Annotated in this window: 19 protein-coding genes; 9 read left to right on the top strand and 10 right to left on the bottom strand. The window is 74.1% G+C overall.

Annotated elements, in window-relative coordinates; all coding sequences use genetic code 11:
- Positions 1-51: 51 nt before the first annotated feature.
- The 7 genes from CP984_RS37325 (at position 52) to CP984_RS37295 (ending at position 14,200) form a co-directional block, all read left to right on the top strand.
- Positions 52-1,383, top strand: a complete 1,332-nt coding sequence (locus CP984_RS37325; protein ID WP_003985946.1) for an MFS transporter — start codon at positions 52-54, stop codon at positions 1,381-1,383.
- Between the two features lie 221 nt (positions 1,384-1,604).
- Positions 1,605-3,005 (top strand): condensation domain-containing protein, encoded by a 1,401-nt coding sequence (locus CP984_RS37320; RefSeq protein WP_003985947.1) that lies wholly within the window; start codon positions 1,605-1,607, stop codon positions 3,003-3,005.
- Positions 3,006-3,146: 141 nt separating this feature from the next.
- Positions 3,147-6,308 (top strand): non-ribosomal peptide synthetase, encoded by a 3,162-nt coding sequence (locus tag CP984_RS37315; protein WP_003985948.1) that lies wholly within the window; start codon positions 3,147-3,149, stop codon positions 6,306-6,308.
- Positions 6,305-7,465: an acyl-CoA dehydrogenase family protein gene (locus tag CP984_RS37310; RefSeq protein ID WP_003985950.1), complete on the top strand. Its 1,161-nt coding sequence runs from the start codon at positions 6,305-6,307 to the stop codon at positions 7,463-7,465. The genes CP984_RS37315 and CP984_RS37310 overlap by 4 nt, the downstream gene beginning before the upstream one ends.
- Positions 7,466-7,555: 90 nt before the next feature.
- Positions 7,556-9,460, top strand: coding sequence for a non-ribosomal peptide synthetase (locus CP984_RS37305; RefSeq protein ID WP_030177684.1), 1,905 nt, complete (start codon positions 7,556-7,558; stop codon positions 9,458-9,460).
- Position 9,461: 1 nt separating this feature from the next.
- Positions 9,462-11,285 (top strand): non-ribosomal peptide synthetase, encoded by a 1,824-nt coding sequence (locus CP984_RS37300; RefSeq protein WP_003985952.1) that lies wholly within the window; start codon positions 9,462-9,464, stop codon positions 11,283-11,285.
- Positions 11,282-14,200, top strand: coding sequence for a condensation domain-containing protein (locus tag CP984_RS37295; protein WP_030177686.1), 2,919 nt, complete (start codon positions 11,282-11,284; stop codon positions 14,198-14,200). The genes CP984_RS37300 and CP984_RS37295 overlap by 4 nt, the downstream gene beginning before the upstream one ends.
- A 136-nt stretch (positions 14,201-14,336) precedes the next feature.
- Here the strand turns inward: CP984_RS37295 and CP984_RS37290 are convergent, their stop codons facing one another.
- Positions 14,337-15,788, bottom strand: a complete 1,452-nt coding sequence (locus CP984_RS37290; RefSeq protein WP_030177688.1) for an amidase — start codon at positions 15,786-15,788, stop codon at positions 14,337-14,339.
- 143 nt (positions 15,789-15,931) lie between these two features.
- Here CP984_RS37290 and CP984_RS37285 point away from each other — a divergent pair, with 143 nt between their 5' ends.
- A complete protein-coding gene (locus CP984_RS37285) occupies positions 15,932-16,561 on the top strand; it encodes a TetR/AcrR family transcriptional regulator (protein WP_030177690.1) in 630 nt (209 codons plus the stop codon).
- Positions 16,562-16,586: 25 nt separating this feature from the next.
- Here the strand turns inward: CP984_RS37285 and CP984_RS41645 are convergent, their stop codons facing one another.
- The 7 genes from CP984_RS41645 to CP984_RS37250 form a co-directional block, all read right to left on the bottom strand.
- A complete protein-coding gene (locus tag CP984_RS41645; RefSeq protein WP_176564561.1) occupies positions 16,587-16,763 on the bottom strand; it encodes a hypothetical protein in 177 nt (58 codons plus the stop codon).
- Positions 16,764-16,854: 91 nt separating this feature from the next.
- Entirely contained in the window at positions 16,855-17,676 is an 822-nt protein-coding gene (locus tag CP984_RS37275) for an urease accessory protein UreD (protein ID WP_003987019.1), read from the bottom strand.
- The gene (gene ureG, locus CP984_RS37270) at positions 17,673-18,374 is read right to left on the bottom strand and encodes an urease accessory protein UreG (RefSeq protein WP_030177692.1); all 702 of its coding nucleotides are present in this window, start codon (positions 18,372-18,374) and stop codon (positions 17,673-17,675) included. Before ureG ends, CP984_RS37275 begins: the two co-directional genes overlap by 4 nt.
- 130 nt (positions 18,375-18,504) lie before the next feature.
- Positions 18,505-19,179 (bottom strand): urease accessory protein UreF, encoded by a 675-nt coding sequence (locus tag CP984_RS37265; RefSeq protein WP_030177694.1) that lies wholly within the window; start codon positions 19,177-19,179, stop codon positions 18,505-18,507.
- 48 nt (positions 19,180-19,227) lie between these two features.
- Entirely contained in the window at positions 19,228-20,949 is a 1,722-nt protein-coding gene (locus tag CP984_RS37260) for an urease subunit alpha (RefSeq protein ID WP_003986519.1), read from the bottom strand.
- On the bottom strand, positions 20,942-21,253 hold the full coding sequence (locus CP984_RS37255; RefSeq protein WP_003986520.1) for an urease subunit beta: 312 nt from the start codon (positions 21,251-21,253) through the stop codon (positions 20,942-20,944). Before CP984_RS37255 ends, CP984_RS37260 begins: the two co-directional genes overlap by 8 nt.
- Before the next feature lie 17 nt (positions 21,254-21,270).
- The gene (locus CP984_RS37250; protein ID WP_003986521.1) at positions 21,271-21,573 is read right to left on the bottom strand and encodes an urease subunit gamma; all 303 of its coding nucleotides are present in this window, start codon (positions 21,571-21,573) and stop codon (positions 21,271-21,273) included.
- A 420-nt stretch (positions 21,574-21,993) separates the two neighbouring features.
- Between CP984_RS37250 and CP984_RS37245 the strand changes: the two genes are divergently transcribed.
- A complete protein-coding gene (locus tag CP984_RS37245) occupies positions 21,994-22,974 on the top strand; it encodes a M28 family metallopeptidase (RefSeq protein WP_003986522.1) in 981 nt (326 codons plus the stop codon).
- A 58-nt stretch (positions 22,975-23,032) separates the two neighbouring features.
- On the opposite strand, the gene CP984_RS37240 is transcribed toward CP984_RS37245, so the two are convergent.
- Entirely contained in the window at positions 23,033-23,374 is a 342-nt protein-coding gene (locus CP984_RS37240) for a type II toxin-antitoxin system Phd/YefM family antitoxin (RefSeq protein WP_003986523.1), read from the bottom strand.
- 90 nt (positions 23,375-23,464) lie between these two features.
- Positions 23,465-23,776 carry a hypothetical protein gene (locus CP984_RS37235; RefSeq protein WP_003986524.1) on the bottom strand — a complete coding sequence of 104 codons (312 nt, stop codon included), beginning with the start codon at positions 23,774-23,776 and terminating at the stop codon, positions 23,465-23,467.
- Positions 23,777-24,007: the final 231 nt, after the last annotated feature.

The following is a 24,007-nucleotide window of genomic DNA, read 5'->3' as shown; positions in this document are numbered from 1 at the left end:
AACCTCCGCTCGTTTTGACCCGCCCCCTCTTCATCACCAAATGTCAGCCATGTGACCACCTCACGAGCCTCCGGCCGCGGCGCCGGCGACGGGCTCCTCCGCCATCGCGACTTCCGGCTGCTGCTCGCCGGGGCCGCGGCCAGCCAGGCAGGTACCCAGGTCGCCCTGGTGGCGCTGCCCCTGGTGGCCGTCGTCGGGCTGCGCGCCTCGGCCTTCGAAGTGGGCCTGCTCACCGCGGCCGAGACCGCCGCGTTCCTGCTCATCGGCCTGCCGGCGGGCGCCTGGGTGGACCGGGTCCGGCGGCTGCCGCTGCTGATCCGTACGGACGTGGTGCGCGCGGTGGCGATGGGCAGCGTGCCGCTTGCGGCGCTGTGCCACGTCCTGACGATGGCGCAGCTGTACGTGGTGGCCTTCGTCACCGGCGTCGCCACCGTGTTCTTCGACGTCGCCCACCAGAGCTACCTGCCGCGGGTACTGCCCGGCCCGCAGCTCGTGGCGGGCAACGGGGCGCTGGAGACGGCGCGTTCGGCGGCGCAGGTGGCCGGGCCCGGGCTCGGCGGCGGCATCGTCCAGCTGCTCGGCCCGCCGGTCGCCGTACTGGCCAACGCGGCCGGATATCTCGCCTCGGCCCTGTTCCTGCGCGGCATCCGCGTCCGGGAACCGGAGCCGGAGGCGGCCGCGGGCGGCTCGTTGGGCGCCCAGGTCAAGGAGGGGCTGGCCTTTGTGCTGCGGCATCCCGTCCTGCGCGTGATCGCGCTGACGACCGGGGTGGCGAACTTCTTCTCGGCGATGCTCGTCGCCGTACAGACCGTGTTTCTGACGCGGGAGCTGGGACTGCCGCCCGGCGTGCTCGGCCTGATGCTGTCCGCGTCCGCCGTCGGCGGACTGGCCGGGGCGCTGTGCGCCGGGCCGGTGGCGCGGCGGCTGGGGCAGGCCCGCATCATCTGGCTCGCTCCCGTGGTCACCGGGCCGTTCGCCCTGCTGTGGCCGCTGTCCGGCCAGGGCGCGGCCGCCGGGTGGTTCGCGCTGGGCTCCGGTGCCGTCTTCTTCGGTGCCGTCGTCTACAACGTCGCCCAGGTGAGCTTCCGCCAACTGCTGTGCCCCGACGCCCTGCTGGGTCGGATGAACGCCACGTTGCGGTTCATGGTCTGGGGGACCATGCCGCTCGGCGCACTGGCCGGCGGCGCCGTCGCGGAGGCGGCCGGTTCGCGGGCCGCCGTGTGGGTGTGCGCGGCCGGGTTCCTGCTCGTACCCGTACCCCTGCTGCTGTCTCCGCTGCGGAAACTGAGGGACCTCCCTGCCGGGACAGGGCCCGCGGCGGCGGACGAAACGGCTTCCGGACCGGTTCCCGAGGCAGCTGATGCGCCCGGAGCCGCCGTCTGATCCCGGTTGACGGGCCGGAGAGCTGAGCTTCCGCTCGGCCCCGGCCCCGCGAAAAACATCTCCGATCACCGGTAGCGCCTGTGATCGCGGTCCGTGGCGCGCGCACGCCCCACCGTGGCCGCGGTCCGTGAGCGCGCGCCCGCAGGTGATCACCGTACGCAGCTCTGCTCGAACGTCTTCATCGGCGGCGCCCCGTCCGCGGCGCCGCAAGGGAGGTCATCGTGGACCCCAGCACGACCGCCGGCATCCGTACCGGCGCCAGCATCACGGAGCAGTACCTCGCCCGTTACGAGAAGGCCGCCGCCGGTGCGGGCGACCCGGCCGGGCTGCTGCCCGTCACCGGTGCGCAGCGGCGGTTCCTGCTCGCCCGGCGGCTGGCGCCCGGCGGGCGGCCCGACATCGTCCCGCTGTTCTTCGCGTTCCCGCGCGGCACGGTCGACGTGGAGCGGCTGCGTGCCGCCGCCGGTCATCTGGCCGCCGTGCACCCGGCGCTCCGTATGCGGCCCGATGTGCTGCGCGGCGCGCCCGTACAGCGGTTCGGCGCCCCTGTGGCCCAGGTGGAGCGGGTCGTACCGCGGTCCGGCGAAAGCGCGACGGCCGCCCTGCGCCGCACGCTGCTGGAGTGGTCCGCCGAGGGCCCGCCCTTCCGGCTGTTCCTCGCCGACGCGCACAGCTCACTCGACCCGCAGGGCGGCGGCGCCCCCCTGTCCAGCGCTGCCGGAGCCGTCGAGATCCTCGCTCTCGCCCTGGATCACGCCGTGTGCGACGAGCAGTCGCTCGGCCGGATCTCCGCGGATCTCGCCGACGCGTACGAGCGGCGGCTCGGCCCCGACGACGTACCGCCGCACCGCGCCGCCGAGGAGGCCGCCGGCTACCGCGAGGCCGTCCACCTGCAACTGGACGCCGAGAAGCGCGCTTCGCGGCCGGAATCGCTCGCCTACTGGGCGCGGCGGATCGCCCCGGCATCGGCGCCGACGGGCGGTGCGCCGACCCCCGTTACCAGCACCAGGACGCAGCAGCCCCGCCCCACCGGCGCCCTCCAGACGCGCCTGCCCATCCGTGCCGACGACGGGCGGGCCACGGCCTTCCCCGTCCTGCTCGGGGCGTGCGGCAGCGCCGCGCGCGCTCTGACGGAGGCGGACGCGCCGGGCCGTACGCCCCTGCTCGGCTACCCCTGGGGCGGCCGGCCCGCAGCGGCGCCCGATGTCCTCGGCTGCTTCCTGAACACCGTCGTCCATCCGGTCACCGCCCGCGGCCTCGACGACCTGACCACCACCTGGTGGGACGACCTCGACCACGCCGACACCCCGTTCGACGAGGTGGTCCGCGCGGCCCGGTCGGCCGCCGTGCCCTGGACGGGACGGCTGGACGGCCTGCTGACCTTCGAGGACCTGCACCGCCGGCCGCCGCTGCGGCTGGGCGGCGTCGCGGGCCGGGAGGTCCACATCGACGGGCGGCCGCTCCAGGCGCCGTTCGCGGTCTCCGTCTCGTACGGCACGGATCTGCTCGTACGGATGGCCTGGGACCGGGACGCCGTCCCGGCCGGCCGCGCGCACGACGCCTTCGCCCGCATGACCGCCGAGCTGGCCGGGGAACCGGCCGGTCACGCACCCGTGGGCTGACCCCCACCGCTCCGGCCGCCGGCCCGACCCCGGGCCCGGCACCGGATTCCCGCAACACCGCTACTCCCCCGGTTCCCGCGTCCGATCGACGGCGGGCACCGGACCGAGCTCACCTCTCATCCACCACCCGAAGGATGGACCATGTTCGGATTGTCACCGTCACAGGACGTCGTCTGGCTGCACGAGCAGATGCTGCCGGGCAGCCGTGCCTACAACTTCACGGCCTCGATCGACCTCTGGGGCCGGCTCGACGAGGCGGCGCTGCGCCATGCGCTGGGCGCCGCGCTTGACCTGCACGCCGGTCTGCGTCTGGAACTCGTCGAGCAGCCGGGCGAAGTGCCCAAGCAACGGGTGCGCGAACGATGTGCGCCACGGGTGCGCACGGTGGACCTGTCGCAGGAGCCCGATCCGGAGGCGGCGTTCCAGGAGCTGCTGCGGGCCGAGGCCGAGACCCCGCTCGACACCACCGAGGCGCCGCTGCTGCGCTGGTGCCTGGCCCGGCTGGGCGAGGGGCACCACCGCGTCGTGCACGTCGAGCACCATCTGATCCACGACGGGCACTCGTTCGCGATCCTGCTGCGCGACGTGTTCTCCGCGTACCGCGCCCGGGTGCTCGGCGAGCCGCTGGAGCTGTCCCCGGCCCGTTCGTACGAGGAGCACGCGCGGGCCGCCGCGGGCGCGGACCGGCAGGCGAGCCTGGCGCACTGGACGGCGGAGCTGGCCGACGCGGCCTTCGACCTGCCGCTGCCGGGCCTGGCCCGGCCGGGTGCCCAACGGCGGCACGCGGGCGGCCAGTTCCGGCAGGCCATCGGCGCCGACCTGGCCGAGCGGCTGCGGGAGTGCAGCCGTACGCAGGGGCACACGCCGTTCTCCACGCTGCTGAGCCTGTTCGCGGAGTTGCTGCGGCGGCACAGCGGACGTACCGACATCGTTGTCGGCACCGCGGTGGGCAACCGGCCCAAGGGCTTCGAGGGCACCGTGGGCATGTTCGTCAACACCATCCCGCTGCGCCTGCGGCTGAATCCGGCGGCCGACGCGGTGGAGGCCGTGGACGAGGTCACCGACACCCTGATCCGGGCGCTGCCTCACCAGGAGGTGCCGGTGCAGGAGCTGACCCGGGCGCTCGGCCGGCACACCACCGGCGCGGACAACCCGCTGTTCAGCGTGATGTTCAGCGCGCACGACGCGGCGCTGCCGGAGATCGAGGTGCCGGAGCTGGAGGTGGCGCTGTACGAGGGGTTCAACACCGGTACCACGCGCTTCGACCTGGACCTGGTGCTGATGCCGGACGACCGCCGCGTGGTCGGTCCGCGGGTGGGCGCCGCCGGGATGACGCTGGTGTGGGACTACGACCGGGACCTGTTCGACGAGGACGTGGTCCGGCTGCTGGCGGAACGCTTCCTCGGTGTGCTGCGCGCGTACCTGGAGACGCCGGACGCGCCGCTCGCTTCGCTGGGCGCCGCCCGGCAGGAGGCCGGTGACGCGGAAATCAGTGCGGCCCCGCCCACCGACGAGGTGCTCGACCCCACGGCCCGTCAGGACCCCGCTCACCCGGCCCTCGTGGGCGGCACGAAGAGCCTGTCCTACGGTCAGCTCGACACCCTCGTGGACGACCTGGCACGCCGCCTGCGCGCTGCCGGGGTCACGCAGGGCCGCCCCGTCGCCGCCGTGCTCCCGCGCGGCACCGACTCCGTCGTCGCACTGCTCGCCTGCCTGCGCACCGGCGCCGTCTACTGCCCGCTCTCCCCCAACGACCCGGCCGCGCGCCTGAAGACACTGCTGGAGCGGCTGGACCCGGCGCTGGTGCTGGCCACCCGCGAGAGCGCGCTGTCCCTCCCGGCCGAGGGCCTGCCGGTGGGGCTGCTGGACGGCCCCGCGTTCCCCGGGGCGGCGCCCGCCGGCCGGCACACCGGCCCGGACGCCTTCAAGGACGCCGCGTACGTGATCCACACCTCCGGCTCCACCGGGCTGCCCAAGCCGGTCGTGGTCAGCCGCGCGGCGCTGGCGCAGCACGCCCGCGCGACGGCGGAGCGGTACGGCCTGACGGACGCGGACCGGGTGCTGCTGTTCGCCCAGCCGTCCTTCGACGTGGCACTGGAAGAGGTGCTGCCGTCGCTGCTGGCCGGTGCCTGCCTGGTGCTGCCGCAGCGCGAGGTGCCCACCTCGGACGAGCTGACCGCGGTGCTGGCGGCCCGCCGCGTCACCGTCGCCAACCTGCCGACCAGCTACTTCCTGGCCGTACGGACGGAGCTGGGCGAGGCGCTGCGGGACGGCCGGTGGGCGCCGCGGCTGCTGGTGCTGGGCGGCGAGCGGCTGCCGGTCGGCGCGCTGCGTGAGCTGTTCGACGCGGTGGACGCGGCCGTCGGTACCCCGTCGGTGAGGGTGCTCAACGCGTACGGTGTGACCGAGGCGGCGATCACCAGCACCGTCCACGAGGTGACGCGCGACGACCTGCGGGACGGTGCGGAGGTGCCCCTCGGCACGGAGCTGCCGGGCACCCGGATGCACGTACTCGACGCCGGGCTGCGGCCGCTGCCCGCGGGCGCGGTCGGCGAACTGGCCGTGGCGGGCGCCGGACTGGCCGACGGTTACCTGGGCAATCCGCAGGTCACCGCCGAGCGTTTCGTGACGCCGGACGCGCTGGGCGGCGAGCGGGTGTACCGCACGGGCGACCTCGGCTACCGCGACCGGGCCGGGCGGCTGTGCTTCCTGGGCCGCCGCGACAACCAGGTCAAGCTGCGCGGCCACCGCATCGAGCTGGAGGAGGTGGAGGCCGCGGCCTCGGCCGAGCTGGGTGGGCGGTCCTGTGCCGTCGTGCTCGACGCCGACGGTCCGGCCGGCCCTCGCCTGCTGGGCTTCCTGGAGTCCCGCGACGGCGACGCCCCCGATGACCAGGCACTGCACCAGGCCCTGTCCCGGCGGCTGCCCACCGCGCTCGTACCGGCACGCTGGATACGGCTGGACGCCATGCCGACGCTGCCGGGCGGCAAGCCCGACCGCGGCGCCCTGGCCCGCCGGGTGGCCGAGCTGCCCACCGAGGAGACCGACGGACACGCCGCGTCCGCGGCCGAGCCGGTGGACCCGCAGGTGGCGCTGGTCGCCGAGGGCTGGCGCGAGGTGCTGGGCCACGACGACTTCACCCCGGCGTCGCACTTCTTCCAGATCGGCGGGCACTCCCTGCTGGCCGCGCAGCTCGCCGCCTGGCTGGAGCCCCGGCTCGGCAGCCGGCCGCCGCTGCGGCTGTTCTTCCAGAACCCGGTGCTGGCCGACCAGGCCCGCGCGGTGGCGGAGGTCGCGGCGTGAGCACCCACCCCTCGTCGGTCCTGGAGGCCGACCACCGGGAACTGGTGGCGTCCTTCGAGACGTTCATCCGCAAGGAGCTGGTACCGCTGGCGGCGGACCTGCCGGAGGACGCCGACCTGCCCCCGGCCGAGCTGCGCGACTACGTACGCCGTCGCTCGGCGGCCCTCGGCTTCTACGCGGGCGACTATCCCGAGGAGCTGGGCGGTTCCGGCATGCCGTTCACGGCCGTGGTGCTGCTGCACCACGCGGCGGGCCGCAGCGGCTGCCCCCTCGCGCCGTACGCCCTCGCCGGTTCGGACGGCCCGAGCCCGCTGCTGCGCCACGGTACCGAGGAGCAGATCGAGCGCTATCTGAAGCCGCTGGTGCGCGGCGAGGCGGTGCGCTGTCTGGCGCTGACCGAACCGCACGCCGGATCGGACGCGTTCCAGCTGACCACCACCGCCGTGCGGGACACGGCGACCGGTGAGTGGGTCCTCAAGGGCCGCAAGACCTTTGTGAGCAACGCCGACCGCGCGGACTTCACGCTGGTCGTCGCGTCGGCCGAGGGCGAGCCGACCGCCTTCGTGGTGGAGGCGGGCAACCCTGGGCTGCGGATCGGGCAGCGCTACGACGGCATGTCCGGCGAGCCGCTGTACGAACTCCTGCTGGAGGACGCGCGGGTGCCGGGCGACGCGGTGATCGGCGGTCCGGACGCCGTCGGTTCGGCGCTCGGCAACGGCATGGACAGCCTGTCCCGGGGGCGGCTGGTGGTGGCCGCGATGTGCGACGGCATCGCCGAGTACGCGCTGGAGCAGGGCATCGCGTATGCCCGTGAGCGGCGGGCCTTCGGCGAGCGCATCGGCGCGTACCAGCATGTGCAGGAGCACCTGGTGACCAGCCGCGCGGAGATCGAGGCGGCCAAGCTGCTGACACTGGCCTGCGCGCGGCTGGTGGACGGCGGCACGGAGGCGCCGGAGAACGCGGCGCTGGCCAAGCTGACCTCGTCGGAGACGGCGGTGCGGGTGGTGGACCGGGCCCTTCAGGTGCACGGCGCCACGGGCTGGGTGCGCGGGCACCCGCTGGAGTTCCTGTACCGCTATGTCCGGTCGATGACGATCATCGAGGGCACCTCGGAGATCCAGAAGGTGATCGTCGCCCGGTCCATGGGTCTCGGCTGAGCCGGCCGCCCTCCGGGGCCCGGGAGCCGCACCGCCGCCCTGGGCCCCGCCCCCTTACGAATGCGTGAACTTGCGAACCGCAGAGGAATCATGAGTACTTCAGCGCACGAACGTCCCGGCAGCAGCCCGCAGGACGTGCGGCCCAGCATCGCGTACGGCACGGCGCCGGACACCACGGCACAGGGGCCGGACCGCTCGGACATCCTGGCCCGGTACGAGCACTGGGTGCGCAGCACCCCCGAGGCGCCCGCCGTCGAGGACGGCGCTCTGTCGTGGAGCTACGCCGAGATCGACGCGCTGGCGAGCGTCGTGGCCGACTCGCTGCGCGGCCGGGTCTCCCCCGGTGACCTGGTCGGCGTGTGCCTGGACCGCTCCGCCGCGCTGGTCGCGGTGGCGGTCGGGCTTGTCCGGCTGGGCGCCGTCTACCTGCCGCTGGGGCCGCGGCCCGGTGAGCGACGGCTGGCCGCGGTGACCGAACGGCTGGGCGTGCCCTGCCTGCTCGGCGATCCGGCGCTGCTGCCCGCGGCGTACCGTACGGGTGACACGCTCGCGCTGCCGCTGCCGCTGCCCGCCGAGGGGGCCAACGCGGCCGGCAGCGTGGTGGCGGCGTTCCGCACCGCGCCCGCCGACGGCGCCGGGCAGGCCGCGCCGCCGGGCACCTTCTACGCCGTCCTGACCTCCGGTTCGACCGGCACGCCCAAGGCCGTCGCGGTGGGCGGCGCGTCGCTCGGCGCGCTGCTGGACTGGTACCAGGCGTACACCGGCGCCGGCCCCGGGGACCGGCACAGCCTGCTGATCGGCGTCTCCTTCGACCCGCATGTCAAGGAGCTGTGGGGAGCGCTGACCTCGGGCGGTGCGCTGTGCGTGCCGCCGGAGGAGGTGCGCTGGGACCCGGACGCGCTCACCGGCTGGTGGCAGCGCGCGAAGGTGTCCGTCGCCGTGCTGCCCACACCGCTCGCCGAGGCCGTCCTCGAACGCCCCTGGCCCGAACTCCCGGCGCTGCGGCACCTGATGGTGGGCGGCGACCGGCTGCGCCGCAGGCCCGCGCCGCAGGTCACGGCCCGGGTACACAACGCGTACGGCCCCGCCGAGGCCACCGTCGTCACCACGGTGCACCACGTCGAGGCGGACGACTCCGACACCGCTCCCCCGCCGATCGGTACGCCCATCGACGGTGCCGTGGTCTGCGTCACCGACGAGGCGGGCCGCGTGGTGCCGCGCGGCGAGAGCGGTGAGCTGCGCATCGGCGGCGGCGTGCTGTCGCTGGGCTACCTGGACGCCGATCTGACGGCGGCCCGCTTCGTGCCCGCGCCGGACGGCGTGGCCGGGACCGAGCGCGTCTACCGCACCGGCGACCGGGTACGGATGCGCCCGGACGGGGTGCTGGACTTCCTCGGGCGGCTGGACGACCAGGTCAAGGTGAGCGGCGTCCGTATCGAACTCGCCGAGGTTGAGGCCGCGTTCGAGCACCACCCGGGCGTACGGCGGGCCGCGGTCGCGGTCCGGACCGCCGCGGGCGGCGTCAACCAGCTCGTCGCGTTCGTCCTGTCCGTGCCCGGTGAGCCGGTGCCGACCGCGGACGAGCTGATAGGCGAGGCGCGCGGCTGGCTGCCCGAGCAGGCGGTCCCGGCCGTCGTACGGTTCCTCGACCGCTTCCCGCTGGACGCGAACGGGAAGGTCGACCGGGCCGCCCTCCTGGCGGCCGAGGCGGCGGAGAGCGCCGAGGCCCCGGACGGTACGGCACCGCAGACGCCCACCGAGGAACTGGTACTGCGCCTGTGCCGCGACCTGCTCGGCGCTCCGGCGCTCGGCACGGCCGACAACTTCGCGGCGGCGGGCGGCAATTCGCTGTCCACCGCCCGGCTGCTCACCGGCATCGAGGAGCACTGCGGCGTACGCCTGCGGGCGCCCGAGGTGCTGCGGCAGCCCGATCTGCGGGCGCTGGCGGCCCTGGTGGACACCCGGCGCGGCGCCGCCGATCTGGCGGGGGTGTGAGATGACCAGCATCGATGCCGGTCTGCCCGGCCTCATCTCGCACTACGCCCGCACCACCCCCGACGCCCTCGCCGTGACCGATGGCGAGACCACACTGACGTACGCCGGGCTTGAGGCGGCGGCCCGCGACTTCGCGCAGGTGCTGCGCGAGCGGGGCATACGTCCCGGCGATGCCGTCGGCGTCCTGCTGCCGCACTCGGTGCCCACCGTGGTCACCCAGCTCGCCGTCTGGTGCGCGGGCGGGCACTACGTACCGCTCGACCCCGACTATCCCCCGCCACGCATCGCCACCATGCTGGAAACGGCCGGTGCGGTCCTGACCGTCGGGAGCAAGGACCTGACGGAGGCGGCGGGCATCCCCGGGGACCGGGCGCTGCTGCCGCCCGCCGGATCGGAGCAGGCCGGGGACGCCACGCCGTTCGCGGAGTACGACCCGGACGCCGTCGCGTACGTGATGTTCACCTCCGGCTCGACCGGGCGGCCCAAGGGCGTGGCCGTCACCCACCGGGGCATCGCGGGCCTGGCCCACCGGCCCGAGTACGTGACGATCACGCCGCGCGACCGGGTGCTGTTCCACTCCCCCGTCACCTTCGACGCTTCGGCCTTCGAGGTGTGGGGCGCGCTGGCGAACGGCGCGGCGGTGGCGGTCTCCACCGCCGACCGGCTCTCGCCGACCGGCCTGGCGCGGGACGCGGAGCGCCTGGGCGCGACCGTCACCGTGCTGACCACCGCGCTCTTCCACCACCTGGCGGCCCGGCGCTCGCCGCTCTTCGGGGTGCTGCGGGGCGTACTGGCGGGCGGCGAGGCGCTGTCCGCGCAGCACGCGCGCTCCGTACTGCGGGCGCATCCGTGGCTGGAGCTGGTCAACGGCTACGGACCGACCGAGGCGACCACCTTCGCCACCGCGCACCGCGTCACCGACGCCGACTGCGACGGCCCGCCGCCCATCGGACGGCCGGTCGCCGGGACGACCGCGTACGTCATGGACGAGCACGGCGAGCCGGTGGCGCCGGGCGTACGCGGCGAGTTGTGGCTCGGCGGGCCGCGGCTGGCGCTCGGTTACGTCGGGCAGCCGGACCGTACGGCGGAACGCTTCGTCGACCACCCGGCGGCCGGGCGGCTCTACCGCACCGGCGATGTGGTCTCGGCGCGGCCCGACGGCACGCTGGACTTCCACGGCCGGACCGACGACCAGATCAAGGTCCGTGGCTTCCGTATCGAGCCGGGCGAGATCGAGCACGCGCTGCGCGAGCACGCCGGGGTCGCCGACGCGGCCGTGGTCGTGCAGCGGCCGGCGCCGGACGACGCGCGGCTGGTGGCCTTCGTCGTGCCGGAGGACGGCGCGGCGCCCGGGGCCGCCGCGCTCCGCGCGCATCTGGAGGAGCGGCTGCCCGCGCACCTCGTACCCAACGTGTGGGGCTTCGTGGACGCGCTGCCGATGACGGGTGTGGGGAAGGTGGACCGGCGGGCGCTGGCCGAACGGCCGGTGGACGGGGATGGCACCGACAGCCCTCCTGCTCCTGCCGCCTCCCTCTCCCCCCTCCAGCAGGTGGTCGCCGACCTGTGGAGCCAGGCCCTCGGCTTCCCCGTCGATGATCCCGCCGCCGACTTCATCGCGCTCGGCGGGCACTCGCTGCTGGCGCTGTGTGTTGTGGAGGACCTGCGCGAGGACCTGGGCGTGGAGATGTCGCTCGCCGACTTCTTCGCCGCTCCCACGGTCGCCGCGCAGGCGGCCCACGTCGAACAGGCCCTGCTGCGCCTGCACGAGGGCCCCGGCACGCCCGACGACGCCCCGTCCCCGTCCGTTGTGGAGGACCCCCGATGACCACCGCTTCGGACACCGCACGCGAGGCGGCGCTGCTGCGGATCGCCCGGCAGCGGCAGGCCGCGAAGCGCGACGGCGCGGCGCACGAGGCCGCCGCGGGCCCGGCCGGACCCGCTCCGCTCTCCTCCGCGCAGCGCCGGATGTGGCTGATGGACCGGCTCGGCGGCAGCGGCGCCGCGTACCACGTGCCGTTCGCCACCCGGGTGCGCGGGCCGTTCGACCCGCAGGCCCTGGGCCGGGCGCTGACCGCTCTCGTCCGGCGGCACGAGGTGCTGCGCACGCGGTACGGGCAGTGCGACGGCGAGCCGTATCAGGAGGCGACGGACGCGGCGCCGGTACCGGTCGAGGTGGTTCCGGCGGAGGGTGACGCGGCGGAGCTGCTGCGGGAGGCCGCGGCGCGCCCCTTCGATCTGACGGGCGGCCCGGTGCTGCGCGCCCTCGTCGTACGGCATGCCGCGGAGGACCACACCGTACTGCTGACGCTGCATCACATCGCGATCGATGGCGGGTCGTTGGCGGTCGTGGCGCGCGAGCTGAGCACGCTGTACGGGGCTGCCGTCGGCGGCGATGAGGCACTGTCCGGAACGCTGCCGGGCCCGGCGCCCCAGTACGCGGACTTCGCCCGCCGGGAGCACGCGGCCATGGACGTGCTGGAAAGCGGGCTGGAGTACTGGCTCAGGCGCCTCGCGGGTGCCCGGCCGGTGCCGCTGCCCGCCCCGGCGGCCGGTTCCGGCGCCGCGGCCCGGCGCGGGGAGGCGGCGCTGCTCGCCGAGCCGCTGCCGCCCGCCGTCCTCGAAGGGCTGCGGGCGACGGGCCGCGAGCACCGGAGCACCCTGTTCACCGTCGTCCTGGCCGCCGCGTACGCCACCGTGCTGGCGGCGACGGGCTCCACCGACCTGGTGCTCGGGTGCGCCAGCAGCCACCGCGACCGCGCGGACGTGCGCGACCTGGTCGGCCTGTGCGTCAACACCCTGCCCGTGCGGGTGGACGCGCAGGACGCCGGGGTGTTCGGCGAGCTGCTGGACCGGGTGCGGGACGCGCTGCTGGAGGCGCAGCAGCACCGCGACGTGCCATTCGACCTGATCGTCGAGCGGCTGGGGGCGGCGGCCCGCGGGGCGGACGGCCAGCCGCTGGTGGATGTCACGGCGGACGTGGTGCGGGCACCGATCGCCCTGGATCTGCCCGGGTTGGTGAGCGAACCGGTCGAGATCGATCTGGGGACGGCCAAGTTCGGTCTCGGTTTCTACGTGGAGGAGGACCGGAGCGACGGCGGGCCGCCGCGCTGCCTGGTGCAGTACGACCGGGCGCGGCTCGACGAGCCGACGGCCCGGCAACTGCTGCGCGGCTTCGCGGACCTGCTGGCGGCGGTCGCCGCGAACCCCGGCCATCCGCTGCCCGAGGCCGGTGTCCGGGCGGCCCACCCGGCCGAGCTGTTCCTCAGGGACCGGCCGGAGGTGGCGGAGGCCGTCCTGCTGGAGACCGACGGTGGGCGGCCGCTCGCGTACGTCGTGCCCAGCGGCGTGGGCACGCTCGAACCGATGGGCCTGCGGGCCGCGTTGCGTTCGCGGCTGGCGCCGGAGCTGGTCCCGGCCGCGGTGACGGTCCTGGACGCGCTGCCGCGTACGGCTGACGGCACCGTGGACCATGCTCGGCTGCCGGGCGCACCGGCGTCGGCCGCACCCGTGATCGCCGGTGGGCCACGCGAACAGGCCGTACTGGAGGCGTTCTCCGAGCTGCTGGGGCGGCGGCCCGCTCCGGACGCGGACTTCTTCCTGCTCGGCGGGCATTCGCTGATGGCGGTGCAGTTGGCCGACCGGTTGCGCGAACGGCTGGGCCTGCCGCTGACCGGCCTCGACGTGATGGAGCACCGCAGCCCGCGCGCGATCGCCGCCCTGCTCGACGGGCGGGACCAGGAGCGCGCGGCAGCGCTGGCCGCCGTACGGACCGCGGCCCGGCCGGCGACTCCGGCACACGGCGCCTCCCGCACCACCGCGGCCCGCACCGGAACGGTCCTGGTCACCGGCGCCACCGGCGGCGTGGGCTCGTTCGTGCTGCGGGAGCTGGCGGCGCGCGGCATCCCCGTACGGGCCCTGGCGCGGCCCGAATCGGCGCACCTCCTGGCGGCCGACGGAATCGAGGTGGCCGAAGGGGACCTGAGCGATCCGGACAGCCTGCGGGCGGCCGCGGCCGGGGCGGACGCGGTGATCCACGCCGCCTGCACCTTCACCTCCCCGGAGGTGGACCTCGCGGCGATGCGGGCGGTGCTGGACGGCTGGCGGCGGGGCGCCTTCGTCTTCGTCAGCAGCGTGGACGCGTACGGGCAGCCGCCGGTCACCGACGTGACCGCGGAGACCCCGCCGGCGGGTCCGTTCACCGCGTACGGGCGGGCCAAGCTCGACTGCGAGCGGATGCTGCTGGAAGCCGCCGGGACGGGCGGGCGGGGCGGGGCCACCGTCGCACGGGTGCCCATCGTGTGGGGACCGCACGCCCGGCTGCGCGACCAACTGCGCTGGGGCGCGACCGGACAATTCTTCCAGGCGGCGCGCGGCGGCGAGCCGATCGAGCTGCCCGCGCGGGACCGCGGCTGGTACGGCGCGCCCTGGGTGCATGGTGCCGCGCTGGCCCGCGCGCTGGTCAGCTGTGTGGAACGGCCGTCCGGCGGCGTCGTGAACACGGTCGGCGGCCATGTCGACTGGCGGGACTTCGCCGCCGAGCTGATCCGCCTGCTCGGCAGCTCCAGCGAAATCCACGCCACGCACGCGGGCCCGGCGGACGATCAGCACCCGGCCCCGAGCCCTGACTTTCTCCTGCACCACCGCCGCCGCTACCGCCCCGCCGCCGCACTCGCCGGCGAACTGGCGGAGCGTCCGGGCGAGGACTGGAGGTCGGTGCTGGCCGCGATGCTGAAGCACTGACGGGCTTACGGCCTTCCACAAATTGCCCGCCAACCGACGGCACCGATTCCGTCCGATTGCCGTCTTCCAGTACGCGGCGCCGCTCTTTCCCCCAGGAGCGGCGCCGTGTCGCGTTCGGGGAGGCTGCTCGAAGGACTCAGCGGCCCGGGTGGTCCCCTGCCCACACCGCGGGAGTCCTGCCCGACCACGGGCTTGCCTGTTCGAGCTGTCCGGCGAGGCGGAAGAGGCGGCCTTCGAGCCCGTAACCGGCGGCGAACTGCATCCCCACCGGAAGCCCCGTCCCGGCGTCGGCCGTCAGCGGCACGGACATGGCGGGCGTACCCGCCACATTGAACGCCACGGTGAACGGCGAGATGTCGAAGAGGCGGCGCAGCCAGCCCAGACCGTCCAGTGCCTCGGCGCCCTCGGCATGCGTGCCCAAGGGCACGGGCAGCTCCGGCAGGGTCGGGGTGAGCAGCACGTCGTAGGCGTCGAAGGAGCGTGCCAGGCTGCGGGCGACCCGGTTGCGGGCTTCGAGCGCGGTGACGAACTGCGCGCCGCTGACCCGCTGCCCGTAGTGGTAGCCGGCGAGGATGGGCGGTTCGAGGGTCGAGGAGTCGACGGGCCGGCCGAAGGCGGCGGCCAGTTCGTCGATGGAGGCCGCGAGGTTCGCCGTCCACTGGCGGGCACTGGCCAGGAGGAATTCCTCCCAGTCGACCCCGAGGTCGACCTCGGCCTCTTCCACCTGGTGGCCGAGGGATTCCAGCAGACGTACGGTGCGGGAGAGCGCGTCGGCCACGGGTGCGGTGGTGCGGTGTCCGCCCCATGCGTGGGTGAGGACACCGATGCGCAGGGCGCCGGGATGGCGGGTGACTTCCTCCGCGTACGGCCGCGACGGCTCCGGGGCGTAGTAGGGGTCGCCCGGTTCCGGGCCGCGGATCTGGTCGAGCAGCACCGCACTGTCGCGTACGGTCCGGCTGACGCTGCCCTGTACGGCCAGGCCGTTGAAGACCTCGTCGAAGCCGGGGCCCATGGAGACCCGGCCGCGGGTGGGCTTGAGCCCGAAGAGGCCGTTGCAGGCGGCGGGTATCCGGATCGAGCCAGCGGCGTCGGTGGCGTGGGCGATCGGGACCACCCCGGCGGCGACCGCCGCGCCCGCGCCTCCGCTCGATCCGCCCGCGCTGCGCGCGAGGTCCCACGGGTTGCGGGTCGCGCCGTACAGCACCGGTTCCGTCGTGTTGCTGTACGCCATCTCCGGTGTCGCCGTACGCCCGAACGTCACCAGCCCGGCGCGGCGGAAGCGCCGCATCAGGAAGGAGTCGGCGCCGGCGACGTTGCCTTCCGCGAGGCGGCTGCCCAACTCCATGCGCCGCCCGGCCATGGCGACCCCGATGTCCTTGATCAGGAAAGGCACACCGGCCAGCGGAGCGCTGCCGGGGGCGGGCCGGTCGTCGGTCGGCCACGTCTCCACGACGGCGTTGATCCGCGGGTTGACCGCCCGCGCGGCCTCACGTGCGGCGGCCTCCAGTTCGGCGGGGGTCACCTCGCCCCGGGCCACCAGCTCCGCCAGCCCGACCGCGTCGTGGCTCACGTACTCGGCACCTTGCACTGTCACTCCCAGCAGGACGAAAACGATACCGATGAGCCCCCGACGATACCGATCGGTATCGCATGGGACGGACTGGTACCGTAACAGGGGGTGAGAGGCCCCACAACAGACAGACCCGGACCGGACGTCACGGAGCAGCGGACATGGCATCGACCGTCAGAAGGCCGAGCAGGGTGGCGAAACTGCCGCCCCGCGAGCGCATCCTCGACGCGGCGGAGGAGCTCTTCCAGAGCGAGGGCATCAGTCGGGTGGGCGTCCAGGCGATCGCCGAGAAGGCCGAGACCACCAAGATGGCGATCTACCGGCACTTCGACACCAAGGACGCGCTGGTCGCGGAGTGGCTGCGGATCGTCGCCGCCGACTACCAGGCGGCCTTCGACCGGGCCGAGACCGAACACCCCGGCCAACCCCGTGAACAGATCCTGGCCCTGGCCCGCTTCATCGCTGACGGACTCCCGAAGATCTCCCACCGGGGCTGCCCGTTCATCAACTCCCTCGCCGAACTCCCCGACCGCTCCCACCCCGCACGGCAGGTCATCGAGGAACACAAGGCCCGCCAGACCCGCAGACTGACCGCCATGTGCGCCGGAGCCGGACTGCCCGACCCCGAGCAGACCGCGGCCGAGATCACTTTCGTGCTCGAAGGAGCGCAGGTCAGTACGCAGAACGGCAGCATCGATCGGGCGGGGGATCGACTGATGCGCATGGTCGAGGGGATCGTGGACCGGAACGGCTCCCAGCGATCGTCAAGGGCCGCATCCGGGCTCGACTGACGGCCGTCCGTCGCCATCCGTCCGATCAGCTGAGCGCGCCGCGCTCTTCACCTGGTGCGAATCCCCGTACGCGCACCGCCGTCGGGCGCATGTCGTCGTCCGCGGCTTCGGCGTGGAATCCGGCGGAGGTGAGGATGCGGATCAGCGCGTCCGGGGCCACGGCCGTGGTCAGCGCGGCGGGCCCGGCCGGCGGCGTACGCACGCCCTGATCCTCGACCGGTTCCCCGTCGGCGTCCCAGCCTGGAACGCCCCCCGCAAGACCACCGGACCCCTCGGCCGAGGGGCCCACGCCGCTACCCGCCCGCCTCCAGCAAACGCCGCACCCGCAGCGCGTCCGGGGCCACGGCCGTGGTCAGCGCGGCGGGCCCGGCGAGCGGCGTGCGCACGCCCTGACCCTCACCCGGCGCCCCGCCGAGCACCCGGACCTCAGCGGGCTTCTCCTCGAACTCCGGCCCTGCGGCGAGCAGTTGACCGACGGCTCGGTGACCGCCGAGCACCGCGCCGGTGTCCCAGCCCGGAGCGCCTGGGCCGTAGGCCGTTTCCTGGTCGAGGAGCGTGTTCCCGGCGCGGTGGACGGTGAGGCGGCTGCGCAGTCGGCCGGGCCGTTCGCCGCTGCGTCCCAGGACCTGTTCTTCGCGCAGGAGCAGGCGTGCGGTGGGTGCGAGGTGGACGGTCGTCGTCATCCGCAGATCGCTGCCTTCGGCGGAGATGAGCGGTTCGGGGAGCCATTCCAGCCGGGCGCCCTCGCCGACGGTCAGTTCCACGTCGTACGTGGCGTGCCCGGGGACGCGCCCCGGCAGCGCGACGGTCGCCGCGGCCGCCGTGACGCGCAGGTCGGCGCCGTCCTCGGCGGTCACCTCGATGCGCAGCCGGTCTCCGCCCAGCGGCGCGCTCATGGCTCCGACGACGCACACCGTGGCCTGCGTTCCGTACGAGCGGACGCGGCGCAACGCGATCGGGCCGTCACCGTCCAGGACGGGCAGGCCGGTCACGCCGTCCGCGCCGGCCCGCGCGGTGATACGGGCCGTGGCGCGCAGGCCGTGCGGCACCGGGCCGGCCGCCGGGAGCGGTTCGGGGGCCTGCGGCCGGGCCCGTTCGGGGGGCGCGAGGGTCATGCGGGGCCTGCGGTCCAGTCGGTGAGGTGGGTGCGGACCCAGTCCGAGACCGGCCGTACGCCGTCTTCGGCCTTGAGGGAGGTGAAGACGACGGGCAGGTCGCCGCGCTGGGCCTTGGCGTCGCGGGCCATGCCCTCCAGATCGACGCCGACGTAGGGGGCGAGGTCGGTCTTGTTGATGACCAGGAGGTCGGCGGTGGTCACCCCGGGGCCGCCCTTGCGGGGGATGTCGTCGCCGCCCGCCACGTCGATCACGAAGATCTGGGCGTCGACCAGGCCCTTGGAGAACGTCGCGGTGAGGTTGTCGCCGCCGGATTCCACCAGGATCAGATCCAGCGGGCCCACCGCATCCTCCAGGTCCTCGACGGCTTCGAGGTTGGCGGAGATGTCGTCGCGGATGGCGGTGTGCGGGCAGGCCCCGGTCTCCACCGCCGAGATGCGCTCGGGCGGCAGCACCGCCTCGCGCAGCAGGAACTCGGCGTCCTCGCGGGTGTAGATGTCGTTGGTGACCACCGCCAGGGACAACTCGTCGCGCAGCGCACGGCACAGCGCGGCGACGGTGGCGGTCTTGCCGGTGCCCACCGGCCCCCCGAGCCCGATGCGCAGCGCCCGCCGGGTGCCGTCGGGGCGCTTGGGGTCGGCGGCGCTGTAGGTGTGCCGGTGCGGGAAACGCTCGTCGAGGTCGTGGTCGAGGTGCATGGGCTGCTCCGGGATCGTGTCGGGGGCGGAGGGGTGGGGGCGCCGTACAGAGTGCGGGTACGGGGCGCGGTAGGCGGTGGCGGGCGCGCCGGGCGGCCCGGCGCCACCCGTAACGCGGGGCGGCGACCGGTCACGACGCGAACAGCCGGACCGGCCAGGCCGCGTGCTGTTCGGCGGTGATGTCCAGCAGCGGCGCGGACGCCGCCGGCAGCGCGCCGATGCCCTCCGCCGGGATGCGCCGTGCCGCGGCGGCGGCCTGCTCGGCGACCTGGTCCAGCGGCGCGGCCAGGCGGGCCAGCACGGCGGTCGCCTCGAAGGGGTCCAGGCTCAGCAGGCGCACGGCGGCGGTGGCCGGGCCGCTGAGGTTCTCGTACGCCGCGGCATAGGCGGCATCCAGCGGCGCCAGGCCCGCCGACCGGGCCGCCAGCCCCAGGACCACGGGCTGGTGGGCGCCGCGCGGCCGGGCCGCGGCCAGCGCGTCCAGCGCCGCCGAGGGCCACGTCGCGCGGGCCGCGCGCATCATCTGCCGCCCCAGCCGACGCGCCGTGGTGCGCAACGCCGGCACCGGGGTGCGGGCATCGGCGGCCTCGTCCAAGACCAGCGGGTCGCAGCCGCCCGCCGCCGCGGCCGCCAGCGCGGCCGCGACCAGCCCCGCGGTGTGCAGCCGCCCCTGGCAAAACGCCTCCAGGCTCGCCGCGTCCGTGATCCGCCCCGCGGTGACGGCCGCCTCCGCGCCCCCGGAGTGGGCATGCCCGCCCGCCGGAAACCGGCCGTCCGCCAGCACCAGCAGCGCCGCCCGGCTCATCTCCGCACCCCCTTCATCGGCCTCTCGCACATCGCATCTCCGGGCCGCTCAGAAGAGGAAGTAACGCTGAGCCATGGGCAGTTCGGCGGCCGGGGCGGGCTCGACCACATCGCCGTCGATGGTCACCGTGAAGGTGTCGGGATCGACGTGAACCCGCGGCAGCGCGTCGTTGTTGCGCATGTCCGCCTTGGTCACGCCGCGGGTGCTGCGGATGGCCTGGAAGTCCTTGGCCAGCCCGAGGCGTTCCGGCAGCCCGTCGGCTACGGCCTGTTCGGAGACGAAGTTGACCGAGTTGCCGCCGGGCGCCTGCCCGATGGCGCCGAACATCGGGCGGGGCAGCACCGGCTGCGGCGTCGGGATGGAGGCGTTGGCGTCGCCCATCTGCGCGTACGCGATCTGCCCGCCCTTGATGACGAGCTGCGGCTTGACGCCGAAGAACGCCGGGTCCCACAGCACCAGGTCAGCCAGCTTGCCGTCCTCCACCGAGCCGACCTCGTGGTCGATGCCCTGCGCGATGGCCGGGTTGATGGTGTATTTGGCGACGTAGCGGCGGGCGCGGACGTTGTCGGCGAGCAGGTCGCCGGGCAGTGCGCCGCGCCGCTTCTTCATCACGTGCGCGGTCTGCCAGGTACGCAGCACGACCTCGCCGATGCGTCCCATGGCCTGGGCGTCCGAGGACATGATCGAGATGGCGCCGAGGTCGTGCAGGATGTCCTCGGCCGCGATGGTGGAGGGCCGGATACGGGATTCGGCGAAGGCCAGGTCCTCCGGTACGGCGGGGTTGAGGTGGTGGCAGACCATCAGCATGTCGAGGTGTTCCTCGACGGTGTTGACGGTGTGCGGGCGCGTCGGGTTGGTGGAGGCGGGCAGTACGTTCGGCTCGGAGACCATGGCGATCATGTCGGGCGCGTGGCCGCCGCCCGCGCCCTCGACGTGGTACGCGTGGATGCCGCGGCCCGCGATGGCGGCCAGCGTGTCCTGGAGGAAGCCCGCCTCGTTCAGCGTGTCCGTGTGGATGGCCAGTTGCGCGCCGCTCTCCTCACAGACGCGCAGACACGCGTCGAGTACGGCGGGGGTGGCACCCCAGTCCTCGTGGATCTTGAAGCCGAGGACGCCCGCGCGCAGCTGGTCGCGCATCGAGGCGGCGGACATGGTGTTGCCCTTGCCCAGCAGGCCCACATTGACGGGCAGCCCGTCCATCGAGGCGAACATCCGGGATACGTGCCAGGCGCCGGGCGTGATGGTGGTGGCCTTGCTGCCCTCGGCCGGGCCCGTACCGCCGCCGACCAGGGTGGTCACGCCGGAGGCCAGCGCCTCGTCCACCTGCTGGGGGCAGATGAAGTGGACGTGGGTGTCGATGGCTCCGGCGGTGAGGATCTTGCCGTTGCCCGCGATGATCTCGGTCTCCGGGCCGATCACCAGGTCGGGGTGGACGCCGTCCATGGTGTCGGGGTTGCCGGCCTTGCCGAGCGCTGTGATCCGCCCGTCCCGGATGCCGACGTCGGCCTTCACGACGCCCCAGTGGTCCAGGACGATCGCGCCGGTGATGACGGTGTCGGGCGTGCCCTCGGCGCGGGTGGCGCGGGACTGGCCCATCGATTCGCGGATCACCTTGCCGCCGCCGAAGACCGCCTCGTCACCGGCGTGCCCCGGACCGCCCGAGCGGTCCTCGGTGATCTCGACGAGGAGGTCGGTGTCGGCCAGCCGTACGCGGTCGCCCACGGTCGGGCCGTACAGATCGCTGTAGGCGGCGCGGGTCAGATCAGCCATCGAGGGAGCCTCCGGTCTCGCCGCGCAGGCCCGCGATGATCCGCTTGCCCGCGACGGGGACGAGTTCGACCTCGGTGGGGATGCCGGGCTCGAAGCGCACGGCGGAGCCGGCGGGGACGTTCAGGCGCTTGCCGTGCGCGGCCGCACGGTCGAAGTCGAGGCCCGGGTTGGCCTCGGCGAAGTGGTAGTGGGAGCCGACCTGGACGGGGCGGTCGGCGACGTTCAGGACGGTCATACGGGTGACGGGGAGCCCGGGGTTCAGGCGGACCGGCGCTTCGGCGTGGAGGACCTGTCCGGGGATCATGGTCGGCTCTCCCGGGGTCAGTTGATGGGTTCGTGGACGGTGACGAGCTTGGTGCCGTCCGGGAAGGTGGCCTCCACCTGGACGTCGTGGATCATCTCGGCCACGCCCTCCATGACGTCGTCACGGGTGAGGACCTTGCGCCCGGTCGACATCAGCTCGGCGACCGTACGGCCGTCCCGGGCCCCTTCGAGGATGTGCGAGGTCAGCAGCGCGACGGCTTCCGGGTGGTTGAGCCGCACCCCGCGTGCGCGGCGCTTTTCGGCCACGTCCGCCGCCACATGAATCATCAGGCGTTCCTGTTCATGCGGGGTCAGTTGCATACCTTTACCTCACAGTCTTCGCACTGGGCACATAAGCCCAGGTCACGGGTGTCAATACACCCGCAAAGCAGATGTATCACACACTAATTAAAGGCGGAGCAAACTGCTCACCAGCTCCGTGCCATCAATCACCCGGTGTCCGCAGGTTAGTTCGGCGCGATTTCGACGGCGTTAACTCCGCGGCGCAAGCGCGGAACTTCACCGGTTGGGCCGCATCGCCATGTCCCGGGCGGCCCGTCGCCCCCCTTCCGCCCGATGTGTCTGCTGTGCGGACACCGGAGTCCGGTATCCGCTCTTGACGCGGCACAGATCGCCCGTAATTCTCATGCGCACGTCAAGCACCTATGCGCTTCGGCGTCACCACCCCCCACAGCGCCACCCCACGGCGCACCCCCCACATCAGTATCGGAGCCCCCCACTGTGAACCGCGCGTCCCGCACCTCCCACCGCTCCCCCGCCACCCGAATACGCCGTACCGGCCTGGCCGTCGGCGCGTGCACCGCCCTGGCCGCCGCCCTGATCGGACCCGTCGCCGGAGCACAGGCCACCGCCTCCGCCGCACCCGCCGCGCCGGACATCCCCGTCGCCGGTGTCAAGGCCCACCTCGACCGGCTGCAGGCCGTCGCGGACGCCCACGGCGGCAACCGCGCCCACGGTACGGCCGGCTACCAGGCGTCCGTCGACTACATCAAGGAGAAGCTGGACGCGGCCGGGTTCACCACGACCGTCCAGGAGTTCACCCGCAACGGCAGGACGGGCCGCAACCTCATCGCCGACTGGCCCGGCGGCGGCACGGACCGGACCGTGATGACCGGCGCCCACCTCGACTCGGTGACCGAAGGCCCCGGCATCAACGACAACGGCTCCGCCGCCGCGGGCATCCTGGAGGTCGCGCTCGCCGTCTCCCGTACGCACCTCGAACCCGCGAAGCACCTGCGGTTCGCCTGGTGGGGCGCCGAGGAGTACGGCATGGTCGGGTCCCGGCACTACGTGGACAAGCTGTCCGCCGACGACCGCGGGAAGATCGACGCGTATCTGAACTTCGACATGATCGGCTCACCCAACCCGGGCTACTTCGTATACGACGACGACGCGCGCCTGGAGAAGGTCTTCAAGGACCACTTCGCGGCGAAGAACATCGCCACCGAGGTCGAGACGGAGGGCGACGGGCGCTCGGACCACGCGCCGTTCAAGGACGCCGGTGTCCCGGTGGGCGGCCTGTTCTCCGGCGCCGACTACATCAAGACCGCCGAACAGGCGAAGAAGTGGGGCGGCACGGCGGGCAAGGCGTTCGACGCCTGCTACCACGCGTCCTGCGACACCGTGAAGAACATCGACGACACAGCGCTGGGCAACAACACCGCCGCGATCGCCGACGCGGTGTGGAAGCTCGCTTCCTGACACCGCCCCGCCCGGGCACGGCGCGTCCGGACAGCGACGGCCGCCCGCGCGGGACCGGTCAGTGCTCCCCCGCCGGACCGCCGTGCTCCGCGAACCCGCCGGACGCCCCCCGCTCGCCGGCCGCGCCATGGTGCTCCGCCGCGATGCCGAAGCGGCGCCACTCGCCGGGCGCGGCCGGGAACGGCCGCACCGAGGAGACGGTGCTGACCACCTGCTCCTCCGCCGCGGCCGCCTCCGCTTCCCGGCAGGCGTCCAGGCGCTCCAGGTCGGCGGCGGACACCAGGCCCACCAGCGGCTTGCCGTGACGCGTGACGACCACCCGCTCGCCGCCGTAGACGACGCGGTTGATCAGGTCCGCCAGCTCCGCCCGAGCCTGTGTCACCGGAATCTCGTAAGCCATGCTCCTAGCTTAGGTCGCGTCCACGACATTCCGGCCGGGGCGGCAGCGAACGGCCCGGCAGCGCTGCCGGGCCGCGTGCGCCGGCTGCACTCAGGTGGTGTTCCGGTCGGTGGGGTCGGTGGGCTCGCGGCTGCCGCACTTGGCCAGGCCGCGGCTGATCATGTATCCGACGGTCAGCAGGGTGATGTACCACCATGCCCGGTCGGCGGGGAAACGGTCCGCCCGGACGGCGTTGCCGCCCACCACGGCGGAGGCGACCAGTACCGCCACGACGGCGGCGAGATAGACGAAGAGCTCGGTGCTCTTGAAGGCGGGCTTGGTCTCCGTACTCGTACGCCGCTCGGTGCGAACGGCCTGGGACCGGCCGGATTCCGGGTATCCGGCCGATGAAGCGGTAGCCATCGCGTCCTCCTGGACTCGATTCGGCCCGACGGACTCGGGTCCGCCCGGCGGGTACCCGGGCGGCCGGGCGGCAACGAGCCCATGCGTAGGGCTGGGTTCCGCAAGGGCACCCTTCGGCCAGGGACGCGCGGGCCGGGTGTCGTCTCCGCGGACCGGAGGGGTAGGCCGAGGGATCGGCGGTGCGACGGAGGCAGTCCGGTACGCCGCACGCCGGGCCACGGCGCGATCGCG

The sequence above is a fragment of the Streptomyces rimosus genome (assembly GCF_008704655.1).
Lineage (GTDB): Bacteria > Actinomycetota > Actinomycetes > Streptomycetales > Streptomycetaceae > Streptomyces > Streptomyces rimosus.
Note: the sequence above shows the minus strand (reverse complement) of the source record. Positions and strands in the feature narration are given on the sequence as shown.